Below are 15119 nucleotides of genomic sequence, written 5' to 3' on the forward strand. Positions count from 1 at the left end.
CCATCAAACGGCCCTGCATGTCAACCAGACAAACCAATACCGTATCAATCTCGCCAGACGAAACCTCAGCCTTCAAATGCTCAAATGTCAGCATGCAATACCTCTGTGATATGCGAGAATTTTCGACGAAAATTCTTTGTCCCTGTAACGACCGGCCCGCGAAAGAACGGGCCGGTCAAGTATTTTATCCGTAACGATAGGGCCGCCCGGCCTTGAGCATTTCAGCGTTGTAGCGCTTGAAGATATCCACGACCTTTGCCTTGGTCTCGGATTCCGCAGCAATTTCGTCCCAGAACTTAACAGCAGCTTCTTCAACCGTCGCCCACTCTTCATCCGGGATGGTCGTCAATTGCATCTTGGTGCCGTTAACCCGCAGGTTGGCCTCGCCACCCCAATACCACCACTGGCGGTAGTAGTGCGACTGGTCACAGCAGACCTTGAACAGAGTTTGCAGATCTTCCGGCAGCTCGTTCCAGCGATCCATATTGGCAAAGAAGTGGCCGGCCCAGGCCCCCGAAATGTTGTTGGTTAGGAAGTAGTTAGTCACATCCGCCCAACCCACGGTGTAGTCTTCGGTGATGCCCGACCAGGCAATACCGTCCAACTCGCCGGTTTGAACTGCAACTTCGATGTCTTCCCACGGCAGTGTGACGGGTACCACGCCAAACTGGCTGAGGAACCGGCCTGCTGTCGGGAAGGTGAAGATGCGTTTGCCCTTCATATCCTCCAGCGAATTGATCGGATCCTTGGTCGCAAAGTGACACGGGTCCCACGCGCCGGCGCTGATGTGTTTAACGCCAACCTTCGAATACTCTTCGTCCCAGATTTCGTTCAAGCCCCACTGGTTGAACAGCACCGGTACGTCCAGCGAATAGCGCGAAGCGAACGGGAAGTAGCCGCCGAAAACAGTGACTTCGGTGGGCGAAGCCATCGAGTCATCATCCGATTGAACCGCGTCGATGGTTCCCTTCTGCATAGCGCGGAACAGCTCTCCGGTCGGGACCAGTTGATCGGCGTAGAACAGCTCGATCTGCATACGGTCACCGGCGATCTGGTTGAACATCTTGATAGCCGGGTCGATCACATGCTCGGCCAGTGCAGGACCGGCATATGTCTGCATCCGCCATGTGATCGTGCTTTGCGCCAGTGCAGGCGTTGCCAAAGGTGCCGCCGCAACCCCTATCCCCGCAGTTTTCAGAAACTTACGTCTTGTCGTCATGTCAATTTCCTCTCCGTTTAAGTTTGGGTGCCCGTGTGTCGGGCCTTCTGGTTAATTTCCGTAAACATACCCGGGCAGCCACAAGGCGATCTCGGGAAATATCATGATTATTGCGAGCGCCAGGATCATCACCCCGACAAAGGGCACGATTGAGCGGTAAATGTCCCGCAGGCTGATTTCTGGCGGAGCCATTGCGCGCATCAGGAACAGGTTGTAGCCGAATGGCGGCGTCATATACGCGATCTGGGTGGTGATGGTGTAAAGTACACCGTACCAGATCAGATCGAAGCCAAGCGCCCCCACGAGCGGCACATAGAGCGGCGCCACGATGACGAGCATTGCGGTGTCGTCCAGGAACGTGCCCATGATGATAAAGCTGAGCTGCATCAGGATCAGGATCAGCCACGGTGACAGCCCCAACTGCTCGGTGAACAGGTTCTCGATGGCCTTGACCGCGCCCAGCCCGTCAAACACCGCGCCGAAGCCTAGCGCCGCAAGGATGATCCACATGAACATGCACGAGATGGCCAAGGTTTGCTTGGTACAGTCCTCGAAAATCTTCCACGTCATCCGACGTTTGAGGACTGACGCCACAAGCGCCGCCAACGCTCCGATGGCCGAACTTTCTACCAATGAGGTCCAACCGTTCACGAACGGCAGCATCATCGCAGCGAAAATCATCAATGGCAGTGCCCCGGCCCAGAGCAGACGGAGTTTCTCGGACCTTGGGACCTCGTGCGCGTCTTCCATCGCTGGTCCCAGATGCGGCTGAAGCCGGCAACGAATCCAGATGTAGAGGATGAACAAAGACGCCATCAGCAGCCCCGGCACAATGCCTGCCAGCCAAAGTTGACCGACGGGTTGCCGCGCGATCATGGCATAAAGCACCAGAACTACCGAGGGCGGCACAAGGATGCCCAAGCTCGACCCGGCCTGAATGACCCCCGTCACCATGGTCTTGTCGTATCCGCGCCGCAGCAGTTCAGGCAGCGCAATCGTCGCCCCGATGGCCATACCGGCCACGCTAAGCCCGTTCATGGCCGAGACCAGCACCATCAGACCGATGGTGCCGATGGCAAGCCCACCGTTCACCGGCCCCATCCAGACGTGGAACATGCGATAGAGGTCATCGGCCAGACGACTTTCGCTCAGGACATAGCCCATGAAGATGAACATCGGCAGGGTCAGCAGCGGGTACCATTTCATCAGCTTCATCGCCGCCGAAAACGGAATGTCCTGCCCGCCTGTCCCCCAGAGCGCCAGTGCCGCAATGGCTGCGACGGCACCAATGGCACCAAAGACGCGCTGCCCGGTGAACAGCATCAGCATCATCGAAGCGAACATGAAGATTGCGATAAATTCCTGGCTCATGCCCGCGCTGCCCCGATCTCTTGCCCGTTGATCCGCGCAATGTCTTTGAAAAATTCTGATATCGCCTGCAGCAGCATCAGGAAGAAGCCGAAGACCATGATCGCCTTGACCGGCCAGATGTATGGCCGCCACGCGGTGGAGGATCGTTCAAGCCGTCCGACCTCTTCGCTGCCGGTCAGAAGGCCTGTGAAATAGGCGACAGGCTCATCACCCCAATAGCCCAGGCTGTACGCCGTGGATCCAAGCCCACCGTAGAACAGTACACCCAGATAAAGGATAAGCAGCAGCACCGTGAAGGCATCGAACCAGGCTTTCCGGCGATGGCTCCAATTATGGTAAAACAGATCCATTCGCACGTTCGAACCCAGTTGGATCGAATACGGCCCCCCCATGATGTAATAAGTCACCATCGCAAACTGCGCCATTTCTAGCGTCCAGAGCGAAGGCAGAAAGAAGGTCTTCGAGATCGAGGACCACAGCAGGATGCCCATCATCACGAACAGGCCCCACATCATGACCCGCCCGATCCGGTAGTTCACCGCATCGACTACACGCACATATGCTGACATTGCCTTGATCATTCGCCCACCCCGCTACAGAACGGAGCAATGGTACGATTGATCCACGGGGCCAGACAATCGGCCATGACCCGCTGCTGCTCGGCTGTCTGAATCAGATCATTCCGGATCTCGATCATGACGTTTAACAATCCGTTGGGCGCTGCGTGAAGATCCAAAGTGTGCGCCACCCCGTCTGCCGCCGAATAGGGTTCGTTCAATCGAGTAACCAGGGGCAGCTCGTGCGCGGCGCTGGCCAACATCGCCTTGGCAAAGCGGGCGTCCTGGCCATGCAGCAAACCAAGCTCAACATCGCGCGGTGTTCCGCGGTATATCGGCGTGAAACTATGAACCGTCACCATGAGTTTTAGCGTGCGGTGATGACGGATCAGAACATCCTCTAGCCCTTGGCAAAACGGCACGTATACGCCTTCAATCCGCTGCTGACGCGCATTGGCGCTCAGTTCAAGGTTCGCCGGGATCGGTGTGTCTTCACTGCATTCCGGCATAGCATCGGGGGCTTCGGGAGGGCGGTTGCAGTCATAAACCAGCCTCGACACCCCGCCATGCACCAGCACGCCGTTCAACTGCTGGGCCAGTGCCTGTGCAACCGGCAGCGCGCCCGGGTCCCACGCGATATGGCTGCGCAGTGCCTCGGCACTTAGCCCCATGTCCCCCAGTCCGTCCGGGATACGATGCGAGGCGTGTTCGCACACCACCACAACCGAAGGCTCTTCCGGCGCGTCGTCGATGTGAACGACGGGACCGAAATCAGGCTGAGCAGAGGTGAGAGTGGCGCTACGTGATTCCATTTGGAAAAAATTCCACAGAGGTTCTTAACCTGTCAATAAATTTCCTGTATAAAATTCCCCAAGTCAGATTGCATTGTCAAATTTTCCACATAAACATGGGTAGAAAGGGAAAGGAGTATTCCGTGCGAGTGACAGAAAGGCTCCTTGCGCATCGCGAAATGATGACACCGACCGAGCGGCAGTTGGTCAACGTGCTGCTGGATGATTACCCCATGGCAGGGCTTGGCAGCATTACCGAGCTGGCCAGTATCGCCTCGGTTTCCACCGCCACGGTTGCGCGGATGCTTCAGAAAACCGGCTTTGATGGCTATCCGCAGTTTCAGTCCGCGATACGTAGCGAAGTGAAAGAGATGATCTCGGGGCCCGTCGCCAAACGGGATGTCTGGCAGAATGACTTACCTGAAGAACACATTCTCAACCGCTACTCCCGCCAAGCGCTTGAGAACCAGCGGCGTTCGATTGATGAGGTCGACCCGGATGAGTTTGACAGTTTCTGCCGTATGCTTTGCGATCCCAAACGGCGTGTTTTCATCACCGGCGGACGCATAACCGGGACCCTGGCGCAATATCTCTACCTCCACCTGCAGATGATCCGTCCTGATGTGAAGCTGCTGTCAGATGCAGCGTCGTGGACTCACGATCTGCTCGAAGTGCGCGAAGGCGACGTGCTGGTGGCCTTGGATGTGCGGCGTTATGAGAACACTACTTTGTTGATCGGGCAGCTTTGCCATGAACGCGGGGCCGAGGTTGTCCTGCTGACGGATCAATGGCGATCCCCCATCCACCGGCTGGCGAAACACACCTTTGCGGTAAGGATCGCAGTGCCTTCGGCATGGGATTCCATGACTTCGCTAATGGTGCTATTGGAATGCGCCATTGCCGAAATGCAGGAACGTCTCTGGGACAGTGTCAAGCAGCGCACGGACGAGTTAGAGCAGGCCTTTGACCGGACGAAGCTGTTTCGCAAGTTCGGCCAAAGCTCGGGGTCCTGACGTCAGGTAGCGACGTTTCATAAGGTACAACTGCGCGTGAGCCCTGTTGTCAGACGCTGCGCAGACCGTACACTCCGGCGTATGACATTCATCGCTGAAAACCAATTACCTCTGCTGATACTGGCCTTTATGATCGGCCTGTTTGGCACAGGATTTCTGTTCCGCAAACCTGCAGGGCATCGGGCGTGGAAACTGGCGGATCTGGTCTGGGTCGTATTGGGTGGGATCGGTGCGCTGGTCGCCGTGTTGGCCGGGCTTTACACCTCGGACAGTTCGCGGCTGGACCGGCAGATCGACGTTGCTTATGCCGCCACGCTTGCATTCGACCGTGATGCCGCGCGGTTTCGGCTGAGGTTCTGTGACCCCGCTTACGACCCGGATACAGCTGTTTTGTGCGAAAAGGTAGAGTTTCTGTCCGCCTCAACCGCAAGCAATGCCGATTTACCGTTGTTCATCGCGGTCACGAACGAAGTAGCCCCGCTTCAAGGCCTGCATTTTCTATTCGGCCGCACGTCGAGTGATGACATGGATGAGGCCCGCGAGATGGCCGCGAAAGCGGATGCCTTCAGCATCGATCAATTTCTCGTCTTCACATCTCTGGACGATGATACACAAACCGCAATTGACAACATGCGGCGCAAGGTGCCTGCGATTGCCGGTGATTATCTGATCCTGGCCCAAAGCTATGACGATCTGATCGAACAGGTCGGCAAGCTCAAGGATGAATGGGAATATCTGCAGGCGAATGCGCATATTTTGGTACTACAGATCATTGCCCTATGTCTGGTAAGTTTTGCTGCACCGTTTCGTCTGGGCAAATCCATCGTTGAGCTACGCACAGCCTTCAACGCCGATACGACTGCGCCAGCAGATGCGGATCAGCCCCCAGAAAGTACCGCGCCAGAGTCCAAAGGTTCCGCGCGCCCCGCCGAAACCAACCCTGACGGATATAGCGTTCCGCACTCGTAACCGCGTCTGCTTTCAACAGCACCGGGCGCGGCAAAGCGCGGATCAAGGCGACATCCTCCATCAGTGGCTGATCTGGGAATCCTCCGACAGAGTCATAATCCCTGCGGCGTACCAACAGCCCCTGATCGCCGTAGGGCATACCAAACACTCTGCTACGCAGGTTGGCCCAACCAGCAACCCAGCGGGCACCAATCCCGCTGACGCGAAACCGCAATCGGAAGGCTGCTGGCCTGTGCGAACGCAGATGCTCTGCCACGATGGCGCTCCAGCCTGACTGCAACTCGGTGTCGGCATGCAGGATCAGCAGCCAGTCGCCAGATGCTTTGGCACACCCCCTTTGCAACTGCCCTCCCCTTGACGCCGGACCTGTTACGATCATGGCTCCGGCTTCATCCGCCATCTCAAGTGTTGGGTCATCTGAGCCGCCATCGGTCACGATTAACTCTCGGATCAGGCCTGAATGAAGCCCTTCCATCAAAGCCTGCAGCGTTCCCGGCAGGGAATGCCCCGAATTCAGGGTCGGAATCACGATGCTGATCGGGGCGGACACGTCTGAAACCCTCTGGTCATGGCGGCGCGATTTCCTATATCACGAAGCCAGACGAATTGACGAGGATCAACCCATGTCCAATCGCCGCATTCTGCGCCTGACCGGCAACGATACTGATAGCTTTCTGCAGGGGCTGATCACAAATGACGTGCAGCGGCTGGACGACGGGCTGGTCTACGCCGCCCTTCTGACCCCGCAGGGCAAGTACCTGGCTGACTTCTTTCTCAAACGAGACGGTGAGTCGGTGCTGCTGGATGTGGCCGAAGTGCTGGCCGACGGGCTTGCCAAACGACTGACGATGTACAAGCTGCGTGCAGATGTGACCATCGACCAGACCGACCTGAACGTACAACGCGGCACCGGCCCCGCGCCCGAGGGCGCCCTACCCGACCCGCGGCATCCTGATCTGGGATGGCGCGCTTATTCTACCGCTCTGGAAAGTGATGACGGTACGGACTGGGATGCGATCCGCGTCCGTCACTGTATCCCCGAAACCAGCATCGAACTGACGCCAGACAGCTATATTCTTGAGTCCGGGTTCGAGGCGCTGAATGGCTTGGACTTCAAGAAGGGCTGCTATGTCGGACAAGAGGTCACCGCGCGCATGAAGCACAAGACTGAGTTGCGCAAAGGTCTGCGCGTTGTCGAGATCGCGGGCACCGCTCCGGTCGGGACCGAGATTCACTCCAGTGGTAAACCCGCCGGGGTGTTGTTTACACAGTCTGGCGGAAAGGCGATCGCATACCTTCGGCTGGATCGCGCGGGGGACGAGATGCAGGCAGGTGGCGCGACGATAAAACTGCCAGGTTGATTTTGTTGCTGAACCGGCACGCCCATTCTTTTGAAACTGTTTGCGTATTTGACGCGGCCGGGCCGCGCGCTATCACTGACTGCAATTGGCCTAACGGGATACGTGCATGTTTCGCCTCTATACCGCGATATGGCGTGTCAGCGCCGGACGGCAAATCATCCTTATTCTGCTGTCATTGGCGGTGGCTGCGCTGGCGGCTGCTCCGCTTGAGTTCCAGCGCGACATCGTCAATCACCTGACATCTGATAGCATCGAAGTGGATCGCCTGCTGTTGCTGGGCGCTGGGATGATGGGCGTCATCCTGTTGAGCCTTACGTTGAAATGGGTGCTCGGGTATCGCTCTGGAACGCTGGGCGAGGACATCATCCGACTGATCCGGGGACGGTTGCTTGCCCGATCAATCGATCTCAGCGAAGAGGGGCAAGACCTTCGTTCGGGCACGATGACAACGGCCGTATCCGCTGAGGCGGAAGAGCTGGGTAAGTTCGCAGGCGGTGCATTTTCTGACCCCGTGGTGCAAATCGGCACATTGATCAGCGTAATCGGCTACATCTCTTCCACCCAACCGGGGCTGGGCTTGATCGCACTTTCCATGATCGTTCCGCAGATCATTATCGTTCTGGCCTCTCAGCGAAAAGTGAACATCTTCGTGGCCGAGCGTGTTCGAATCCTGCGCAGCGCGACCGACCGCTTGACGCACGAGGATATCGAGGCGACATCGCGAGCGATTGAGAAACAGTTCGACGAGATATTCGAGACCCGCCGCAAGATGTTCATCTGGAAACTCTCGGCCAAGTTCCTGCTGAGTGTCATCAATGGCGCAGGGACTGTTGGGATTCTGATGCTGGGCGGCTGGCTGGTGTTGCAGGGTAAAACCGATGTCGGCACCGTCGTGGCCGCGATAAGCGGTCTCGGACGCATTCAAGGCCCGACCGCTTTCTTGATCGCGTTCTACCGACAGGTCAGCGCCAATCGCATCAAGTACGAACTGATGCTGGAGCTGTTTGGAGATCATCCCGAGCGCTATCGCATTCGGAGCTAAAAAAGGGCCGCAGAGCGACCCTTTTGCACCGAACTATCGTCCGCTTACGCGCGTTCGGAATACTCCATGGTCTCGGTATTCACTACGATCATCTCATCCTGCCCGATAAAAGGTGGCACCATGACCTTGACGCCATTGTCCAGAACCGCTGGCTTAAACGAGTTCGCCGCAGTCTGACCCTTCACAACCGGCTCGGTCTCGACGATCTTGCAGGTCACTTTTTGGGGCAGCGTGGCGTTCAGCGCCTCGCTTTCATAAAACTCCACTACGATGGTCATGCCGTCCTGCAGAAACGGGCGGCGCTCACCCAGCAGTTCCGAAGGCAGTTCGATCTGCTCGTAGGTCTCGGAATCCATGAACACCAGCATGCCATCGGATTCGTACAGGAACTGCTGATCCTTCTGCTCAAGGCGCACGCGTTCGACTTTGTCGGCCGAACGGAAGCGTTCGTTCAGCTTTGAGCCATTGCGCAGGTTGCGCAGCTCGACCTGGGCAAAAGCTCCGCCTTTGCCGGGCTTTACGTGATCCACTTTGACCGCCGCCCACAGTCCGTCATTATGCTCAAGCACATTGCCGGGGCGAATTTCGTTCCCATTTATCTTGGGCATGACTTAAATCCTTCACAAACGGTTGATGCGTCAGTTCTCGTCCCTATATCTGGCGTGACCACACCTGACAAGACAACGAAACCTAGTGCTGCACCTGCAGCGAGCCATGCAAATGACGCAACGCAACTATGCATTTTAGGTGTATCCGAATCGCATGTAATAGGTCATAAGGACCGTCACGCCGAAAATTGCAAGAGCAAGAAAAACAGGAAAGACGAGATGAGAGATTTCGTTGACGGCACTGCCTTTAACAACGAACAAGGCAATCGTGCACGCAAACTTTTCGCAGCCGTTGTACTGGCTGCTCTGGATGATGCCATCGCCGACGACAAGAAGTATGGCAACGGACCGGAACAAATTGCCCGTTGGGCACGTTCGCGCGATGGGCGCGAAGTACTATCGTGCGCCGGCATCGACCCCAATGAGCGGGTTGTAGGCGGGCTGATGGAATTTGTTGGTCGCGGCGTACGGACGTCCGTCGCCCTGTCCCGCGAAGAAAGCGAACGCCGGAATGCGGCTCAGCAGGCCGAAGCTGCCTGATTGTTCCCCGCATCCGATTGAAAAAACGCGCCCTGACATCGGGGCGCGTTTTTCTTTGGGCTGATTGGTCAGATCAAAAATACATGATCCATTGCCACGCCACCCAAAGCTCGGCCGCCAGTAACAGCGCAAAGAACAGTTTTGCCGAAACCGACAGGCCGCGCTGCCAAAGCACCACATAGGCGGCAATGCAAATCGTCACTGAGATCGGCGCGATCCAAGCTGCATGATGTGTGCTGTCCCAATAGCTGATCGGACTGTGAAAGACCCATGAACTGATCGGCCAGAACTGCGGTCGGCCATCGCCTGCGTGCAATAGGAAATCCATCACCAAATGAAGTATCCCTGCGGATGCGCCAATGGTCAGCAGGTGCCAGCCGCGCCACAGCCCGAGTGCAAGTGCCACTCCCCACAAAATGAACGAGTTATCGATGGCGAATACGGTTTGCCACGCGGGTGAAAAGTAAAGCTGATCAAACACCACCTGTGCCGGGATGTTCAGGATGTGCAGCGAAACGCCGGCCATCAAGTATAGCGACAAATCCGGCAACAAGGACCCAAACAGAGCTGCCCATAGCGTCGCGCCCCGGGCCGGGCGGGCAAAAACAGCAGCACCGATCAAAAGATGCGCAGGCGTATTCATATGGGGCTTTTCCTTTGGCCTTAAATCAGGTCATCTGCGCCCGAGCATAGGAGACAGGCCATGGCGCGGTCCATCATGATTCAAGGCACCGGCAGCAATGTCGGCAAATCGGTTTTGGTGGCCGGGTTGGCCCGTGCCTATACGCGACGCGGGTTGCGCGTGGCTCCGTTCAAGCCGCAGAACATGTCGAACAATGCCGCTGTTACGGAAAACGGCGGCGAAATCGGGCGCGCGCAAGCCCTGCAGGCGCGGGCGGCCAAACGACCGACGCATACGGATATGAACCCAATCCTGCTCAAACCCGAAACTGATACCGGCGCGCAGATCATTCTTCAGGGCCAGCGCGCAGGTACAATGAAGGCGGGCGATTATCGCAAGGACAAGTCTAAGCTGCTGGGGGCGGCTCTGGAAAGCTTTGAAAGGCTTTGCAGCGACGCTGATCTGGTGTTGATCGAAGGCGCGGGTAGTCCGGCAGAAACTAACCTGCGCAAGGGTGACATCGCCAATATGGGATTTGCTTGTGCCGCACAGGTTCCGGTGGTTCTGGTGGGCGACATTCATCGGGGTGGCGTGATCGCTCAGATCATGGGGACGCAAGCCGTCTTGGAGGCCGGGGACCTTGCGATGATCCGGGGCTTTGCGATTAACCGCTTCAAGGGCGATGTCTCCCTGTTCGATGAAGGGCGCGACGATATCGCATCCCGGACCGGCTGGCCCTGCCTGGGCGTGGTGCCCTGGTTCCATGATGCATGGAAGCTGCCGGCAGAAGACATGATGGACATCCGCTCTCATACCGGGGGGGCATGCAAGATCGCTGTGCCTCAGCTTGAGCGGATGGCCAATTTCGACGATCTCGACCCGCTTTCCGCCGAACCAGGCGTTACGGTCGAGATCATCCCAGCAGGCCGCCCCCTGCCCGGAGATGCCGATCTGGCGCTGTTGCCGGGCAGTAAGTCTACAATCGGCGATCTGGCCTATTTCCGGGCGCAGGGTTGGGATATCGACCTTTATGCCCATGTCCGCCGCGGGGGTCATGTTCTGGGCCTGTGCGGGGGTTATCAGATGCTGGGCAAAACCATCTCGGACCCCGATGGCGTCGATGGACGCCCCGGTCGGGTCGAAGGGCTGGGATTGCTGGATGTCAGCACGACAATGGCCGGAGAAAAGCAGGTTATCCTGCGCTCAGCAACCGCCCTGCCCGGTCATGAACCCGTCAGCGGATATGAGATCCACATGGGCCGTACTGATGGCCCGGATTGCGCTCGGGCCTGGCTGCAGATCGAAGGTCGCCCGGAAGGTGCCGCCAGCGCCAATGGGCGCATACGCGGCAGCTATCTGCATGGGATTTTCACCTCGGACACGTTTCGCGCCAGCTATCTGGCAGAACTTGGCGTGACATCGGAAACAGCTTACGAAGACGGCGTCGAACAAGTGCTGGACGACCTTGCCGACCATCTGGAACAGCATATGGATCTGGATCTGCTTCTCGCGATGGCGCAGACGCCACGCACCAGTTAGACCTCAGTCAACATCCGCTGCGGCGATCGCCCGCGTGATCTCACGCCGAACCATCTTGCGCAGGTTTTTCGTGATCCGTTCGCCCAGCGCGCCCTGCAGCTCTTCCCGGACGATCTGGGCGACGAGTTCGCGCAATTCCTCTTCTCCGATTGTAACATCGGTCGGCTTCTGTGCCATATCTTCCACCACCTCCGGGTCGCGAATAAATGTGGCTTCGGATTTTGGTTCAGCCGCCTGGGACTGCGCAAAAGCCCTGTCTACTGGCCATTCAACAGCCTGCGTCTTGGTGCCAGAGTAGTCATCATCGCTCTCGCCATCAGGCTCCCACTGATCCTCGGTGCGCGCGATAGCAGCTTCCAAAGCTTCAATCTTGGCGCTGAGGCTTCCCGCTAGGTCGCGCTTTGGTGCGTCTGCCTTGGCGTCGACATCACCAGCGCGCACAATATCGCTGGGTTGCAGCCGCATCGGTTCGGCAGGGTTGCTTGGCGCATTTGCGGCCTGCTTTGCGGTACTGTCACCCGCGCTATGCTGGGGCATCAGTTTCAAGGGCGCGGCCTTCTTGGCGATCAGCGGTTCATTGCTGACGCGCAGCGCATCCGTTAAAACCAACCGGCCCGGCTTGGCAGCCGGGGCCGTCGGAACAAATATGAATTCTGATTCGTCATGCGCGTCCTCGTCGACCATTCGCTTAACCGACGAAAGAACGTCCTGAATATTGGCGCTTACAACACGATCTGACATTATTTTCTACCGCTCTAACCTAGGCCCGATTGTAGCCAATCTGAGCCAGCGCCACAACAGGTAGCGATGCCCTTTAGTCGCGGCGCAATGCCTTGAGCACTCGATCCAGATCGCGGCTTTGCTTACTGACCTGCGACGGCGCCTTTTTCACAAGGTTGTAATACAGGGTCGGATCATAGATCTGCACTGCAAGACCCAAACGCTCTGCCGTCAACAGCCCCTGGGCTTGCAGCAGTTCATATGCAGCCCGCGACCGCTCGGTTCGGGATGCTACCTCGGCCAATTGCGCGTCCAGCAAATCCTGCTGGGCATTCAGGACGTCCAAGGTCGTCCGTGCACCCAACGTTGCTTCTTCACGAATACCGTCAAACGCCACCTGCGAAGCACGAACCCGTTCCGTTGACGCCCGCAGGCTTGCAGTTGCCGCCTGAAACGCAGCATAGCGATCGGCAACACCTTGTGTGATGTCTTTCTGAACGTTCAGAAGGTTGGCACGCGACGCATCACGAGTTGCCATCGCACGACGCACCGCTGCCGCCAGACCGCCACCGGAATAGATCGGCTGATTGAAGTTCAGTGAGATCGTCGCATCGTTGATGTAATCGTCATTGTCGTAGCTCTCGGTAATGCCCGCATCCGCATTCAGGCTGACATTCGGACCCAGATTTGCACGCTGCTGCTGCACGATCAGGTCCAGCGCACGCACCTGATGCTGTGCGGAAAGAATCGCAGGGTGGTTACGCTGAGCCAAATTCACCGCATCCGCCTCTGAACGCGGCAGGTTGGGCAGCCTTGGCTGACCAGCCGTCCGCCCAGGTGTCTTGCCAACGGCGTTTACGTATTCAGCCTGCGCAATGCTCAGGTTACCACGTGCGACCGCCAAATCGGCCTGAGAGCTGGCCAATTGTGCCTCGGACAGGGCAACGTCGGTACGTGTAACCTCACCTACTTCAAAGCGATCCTGTGATGCGCGCAGTTCTTCCGCCGACACTTCCACGTTGTTCTGGCGGATCGCAACCGTCTCTTCCTGCAGCAGAACACCTAGATAGGCGTTCGCGGCTCTGATCAGGATTTGTTGTTCAATATCAATAAGAGACTGACGGGTGGATAGCACAGTTTCCTGCGCCGATTGCTTGCCAAGGATGGAAGCGCCACCGTCATAGATCAACTGGCTCAGCGTGAGACCGGAAAAAAAGCTCGAAGGCTCGCGCGTCGTGATCAAGCTGCTCGTATTGGTGCGCGTGTAATCCCGGCTCACCCGCACGGTCCAGTTGATGATCGGACGCAGCGCCGAGAGCGCAATGGCGACATCTTCATCCGCTGCGCGTAACAAGGCACGGTTCTGCTCAAGCAGGCCGCTGGTGTTATACGCGCCGATGAATGCATCGGTCAGATTATCTGCCCAAACCGACCTTCCGGGCATCACACTTAATGCAACACCAGCAGCCAAGGTCAGGCCTTTGACCAGCTTTCCTGTCGTCGTCCCGCGCATAACTAAGTCCTCTCAAATCGAAATTACGCAACCACCAGCGCAGTTTGCGCCGGTGTTTTCAAGTAATCAAGGCATCAAAATACTTCTATTACCAACTATAGCGAAAATGCACACTCAGCGCAAAATGCGGGCAAAATCGGTGCGCTAGCATTGAATACAAATCGCCACGAGACACGGCCTGAGGACTTGAGACCCATACGAACCGTGCCAAGATCACCCTCCATGAACAGGCAAATGATCCGGCCCCCATCCTTGAGTTGATCCAGCAAAGTGTCTGAAAGCTGCTCGACCCCACCCTGAATCATGATCACATCGTAGGGTCCATGCTCAACCGCGCCTTGTTCAAGCGGTCCTTCATGAACAATGGCGTTGTCTACATCAGCTTCCATCAGAAGCGTCTGAGCTTCAGCCGCCAATGCCGGGTCGGACTCGACTGCCACAACCAACTCTGCCATTCGCGCGGCAATTGCGGTTGAGTAACCCAGCCCCGGCGCAATATCCAGCACCACTTCATCATTGGAAATGTTGACTGCGTCCAACATCTTAGCCAGCGTCCTGGGCTCAAGCAGACAACGTCCATCACCCAACTCGACCAGATCACCAACATAGGCTGCCTCACGTTGCGCATCCGGCACGAAATTTTCGCGCGCAACGCTCAGCATCGCATCAATGATAGGGAATTTGGTCACATCCGAGGGCCTGACCTGAGTATCAACCATCGTAAGGCGCCGGGCTGCGAAATCTGTCATGTGATCGCTCATTCCTTATCAGACTGTTATCTGGCTTTTGCCACATCCGCCTGCCTGCAGCAACGGGCCAGATTGCATTTCCGGGCGCGGCAAAAACGTACCATTGGGGTATTGTCAAATTTCCAAACAAGACAGAAATAATCGCACTCAAGGCTATGGACGTTCATCCTGAAAGCTGATAGAACGCCCATCACACCACGGCAAGTTATTGATATTGCTTAAAAAGGCGAGTTGGCGGAGTGGTGACGCAGCGGATTGCAAATCCGTGTACACCGGTTCGATTCCGGTACTCGCCTCCAATTCACTCTAGATCATTGACTTAGGGCGATTACGTTGTCCGCCTTGTGCGCATTTTCCTGGAAAACGACAACACGCTACGCCAGTCCCACCTGCGCCAGCTGTTTCGGCACTTCACCAAAATTCTCCGGCTCCTGTACTACGCAGTTCTAGACGGTGTTGGCTGCAAAGCGAAGGCGCTGGCGACAAACTATGTCGCCGTGTTTCA

At 57.0% G+C, this 15119-nt stretch carries 15 protein-coding genes and 1 tRNA gene; 6 read left to right on the forward strand and 10 right to left on the reverse strand.

What is annotated here, in order from left to right; all coding sequences use genetic code 11:
* Window positions 1-184 precede the first annotated feature (184 nt).
* From ACR0MJ_RS11535 to ACR0MJ_RS11550, 4 genes are read right to left on the reverse strand one after another with little or no spacing between them, the layout of a single operon-like run.
* The gene (locus tag ACR0MJ_RS11535; protein ID WP_170512155.1) at window positions 185-1219 is read right to left on the reverse strand and encodes a TRAP transporter substrate-binding protein; all 1035 of its coding nucleotides are present in this window, start codon (window positions 1217-1219) and stop codon (window positions 185-187) included.
* A 51-nt stretch (window positions 1220-1270) separates the two neighbouring features.
* On the reverse strand, window positions 1271-2590 hold the full coding sequence (locus tag ACR0MJ_RS11540; protein ID WP_170391787.1) for a TRAP transporter large permease: 1320 nt from the start codon (window positions 2588-2590) through the stop codon (window positions 1271-1273).
* Window positions 2587-3171 carry a TRAP transporter small permease subunit gene (locus ACR0MJ_RS11545; protein WP_170420973.1) on the reverse strand — a complete coding sequence of 195 codons (585 nt, stop codon included), beginning with the start codon at window positions 3169-3171 and terminating at the stop codon, window positions 2587-2589. Before ACR0MJ_RS11545 ends, ACR0MJ_RS11540 begins: the two co-directional genes overlap by 4 nt.
* Window positions 3168-3959, reverse strand: a complete 792-nt coding sequence (locus ACR0MJ_RS11550; RefSeq protein ID WP_170420971.1) for an N-formylglutamate amidohydrolase — start codon at window positions 3957-3959, stop codon at window positions 3168-3170. The genes ACR0MJ_RS11545 and ACR0MJ_RS11550 overlap by 4 nt, the downstream gene beginning before the upstream one ends.
* 122 nt (window positions 3960-4081) lie before the next feature.
* Between ACR0MJ_RS11550 and ACR0MJ_RS11555 the strand changes: the two genes are divergently transcribed.
* A complete protein-coding gene (locus ACR0MJ_RS11555) occupies window positions 4082-4951 on the forward strand; it encodes a MurR/RpiR family transcriptional regulator (protein WP_170391793.1) in 870 nt (289 codons plus the stop codon).
* 844 nt (window positions 4952-5795) lie between these two features.
* Here ACR0MJ_RS11555 and ACR0MJ_RS11560 read toward each other — a convergent pair.
* A complete protein-coding gene (locus ACR0MJ_RS11560) occupies window positions 5796-6470 on the reverse strand; it encodes a TIGR04283 family arsenosugar biosynthesis glycosyltransferase (protein ID WP_170391795.1) in 675 nt (224 codons plus the stop codon).
* Between the two features lie 73 nt (window positions 6471-6543).
* Between ACR0MJ_RS11560 and ygfZ the strand changes: the two genes are divergently transcribed.
* Both ygfZ and ACR0MJ_RS11570 read left to right on the forward strand, forming a co-directional pair.
* On the forward strand, window positions 6544-7281 hold the full coding sequence (ygfZ, locus tag ACR0MJ_RS11565) for a CAF17-like 4Fe-4S cluster assembly/insertion protein YgfZ (protein ID WP_480761056.1): 738 nt from the start codon (window positions 6544-6546) through the stop codon (window positions 7279-7281).
* A 106-nt stretch (window positions 7282-7387) separates the two neighbouring features.
* Window positions 7388-8323 (forward strand): ABC transporter transmembrane domain-containing protein, encoded by a 936-nt coding sequence (locus ACR0MJ_RS11570; protein ID WP_480761058.1) that lies wholly within the window; start codon window positions 7388-7390, stop codon window positions 8321-8323.
* 44 nt (window positions 8324-8367) lie between these two features.
* Here the strand turns inward: ACR0MJ_RS11570 and efp are convergent, their stop codons facing one another.
* A complete protein-coding gene (gene efp / locus ACR0MJ_RS11575) occupies window positions 8368-8931 on the reverse strand; it encodes an elongation factor P (protein WP_170391801.1) in 564 nt (187 codons plus the stop codon).
* A gap of 219 nt (window positions 8932-9150) precedes the next feature.
* Between efp and ACR0MJ_RS11580 the strand changes: the two genes are divergently transcribed.
* Entirely contained in the window at window positions 9151-9471 is a 321-nt protein-coding gene (locus ACR0MJ_RS11580; RefSeq protein ID WP_008757056.1) for a DUF6280 family protein, read from the forward strand.
* Window positions 9472-9544: 73 nt separating this feature from the next.
* Here ACR0MJ_RS11580 and ACR0MJ_RS11585 read toward each other — a convergent pair whose 3' ends face one another.
* Window positions 9545-10114: a cobalamin biosynthesis protein CobQ gene (locus tag ACR0MJ_RS11585; RefSeq protein ID WP_170391803.1), complete on the reverse strand. Its 570-nt coding sequence runs from the start codon at window positions 10112-10114 to the stop codon at window positions 9545-9547.
* Between the two features lie 60 nt (window positions 10115-10174).
* Here ACR0MJ_RS11585 and ACR0MJ_RS11590 point away from each other — a divergent pair, with 60 nt between their 5' ends.
* Window positions 10175-11632, forward strand: a complete 1458-nt coding sequence (locus ACR0MJ_RS11590) for a cobyric acid synthase (RefSeq protein ID WP_480761060.1) — start codon at window positions 10175-10177, stop codon at window positions 11630-11632.
* A gap of 3 nt (window positions 11633-11635) precedes the next feature.
* Here the strand turns inward: ACR0MJ_RS11590 and ACR0MJ_RS11595 are convergent, their stop codons facing one another.
* The 3 genes from ACR0MJ_RS11595 to ACR0MJ_RS11605 form a co-directional block, all read right to left on the reverse strand.
* Window positions 11636-12373: a hypothetical protein gene (locus ACR0MJ_RS11595; protein WP_170420962.1), complete on the reverse strand. Its 738-nt coding sequence runs from the start codon at window positions 12371-12373 to the stop codon at window positions 11636-11638.
* 73 nt (window positions 12374-12446) lie between these two features.
* Window positions 12447-13865 carry a TolC family outer membrane protein gene (locus ACR0MJ_RS11600; protein WP_170391809.1) on the reverse strand — a complete coding sequence of 473 codons (1419 nt, stop codon included), beginning with the start codon at window positions 13863-13865 and terminating at the stop codon, window positions 12447-12449.
* Between the two features lie 95 nt (window positions 13866-13960).
* Window positions 13961-14614, reverse strand: a complete 654-nt coding sequence (locus tag ACR0MJ_RS11605) for a protein-L-isoaspartate O-methyltransferase family protein (protein WP_170512169.1) — start codon at window positions 14612-14614, stop codon at window positions 13961-13963.
* A 225-nt stretch (window positions 14615-14839) separates the two neighbouring features.
* On the opposite strand from ACR0MJ_RS11605, the gene ACR0MJ_RS11610 reads away from it, so the two are divergent.
* A tRNA-Cys gene (locus tag ACR0MJ_RS11610) sits at window positions 14840-14913 on the forward strand.
* Window positions 14914-15119 lie beyond the last annotated feature (206 nt).

It is taken from the genome of Ruegeria sp. C6 (assembly GCF_056537625.1).

Excerpts from the sequence above, each read along its gene's own strand:
- ACR0MJ_RS11535 (WP_170512155.1), bottom strand. The coding sequence starts at position 1,219 with ATGACGACAAGACGTAAGTTTCTGAAAACTGCGGGGATAGGGGTTGCG.
- ACR0MJ_RS11540 (WP_170391787.1), bottom strand. The coding sequence starts at position 2,590 with ATGAGCCAGGAATTTATCGCAATCTTCATGTTCGCTTCGATGATGCTG.
- ACR0MJ_RS11545 (WP_170420973.1), bottom strand. The coding sequence starts at position 3,171 with ATGATCAAGGCAATGTCAGCATATGTGCGTGTAGTCGATGCGGTGAAC.
- ACR0MJ_RS11550 (WP_170420971.1), bottom strand. The coding sequence starts at position 3,959 with ATGGAATCACGTAGCGCCACTCTCACCTCTGCTCAGCCTGATTTCGGT.
- ygfZ (WP_480761056.1), top strand. The coding sequence starts at position 6,544 with ATGTCCAATCGCCGCATTCTGCGCCTGACCGGCAACGATACTGATAGC.
- ACR0MJ_RS11570 (WP_480761058.1), top strand. The coding sequence starts at position 7,388 with ATGTTTCGCCTCTATACCGCGATATGGCGTGTCAGCGCCGGACGGCAA.
- efp (WP_170391801.1), bottom strand. The coding sequence starts at position 8,931 with ATGCCCAAGATAAATGGGAACGAAATTCGCCCCGGCAATGTGCTTGAG.
- ACR0MJ_RS11580 (WP_008757056.1), top strand. The coding sequence starts at position 9,151 with ATGAGAGATTTCGTTGACGGCACTGCCTTTAACAACGAACAAGGCAAT.
- ACR0MJ_RS11585 (WP_170391803.1), bottom strand. The coding sequence starts at position 10,114 with ATGAATACGCCTGCGCATCTTTTGATCGGTGCTGCTGTTTTTGCCCGC.
- ACR0MJ_RS11590 (WP_480761060.1), top strand. The coding sequence starts at position 10,175 with ATGGCGCGGTCCATCATGATTCAAGGCACCGGCAGCAATGTCGGCAAA.
- ACR0MJ_RS11595 (WP_170420962.1), bottom strand. The coding sequence starts at position 12,373 with ATGTCAGATCGTGTTGTAAGCGCCAATATTCAGGACGTTCTTTCGTCG.
- ACR0MJ_RS11600 (WP_170391809.1), bottom strand. The coding sequence starts at position 13,865 with ATGCGCGGGACGACGACAGGAAAGCTGGTCAAAGGCCTGACCTTGGCT.
- ACR0MJ_RS11605 (WP_170512169.1), bottom strand. The coding sequence starts at position 14,614 with ATGACAGATTTCGCAGCCCGGCGCCTTACGATGGTTGATACTCAGGTC.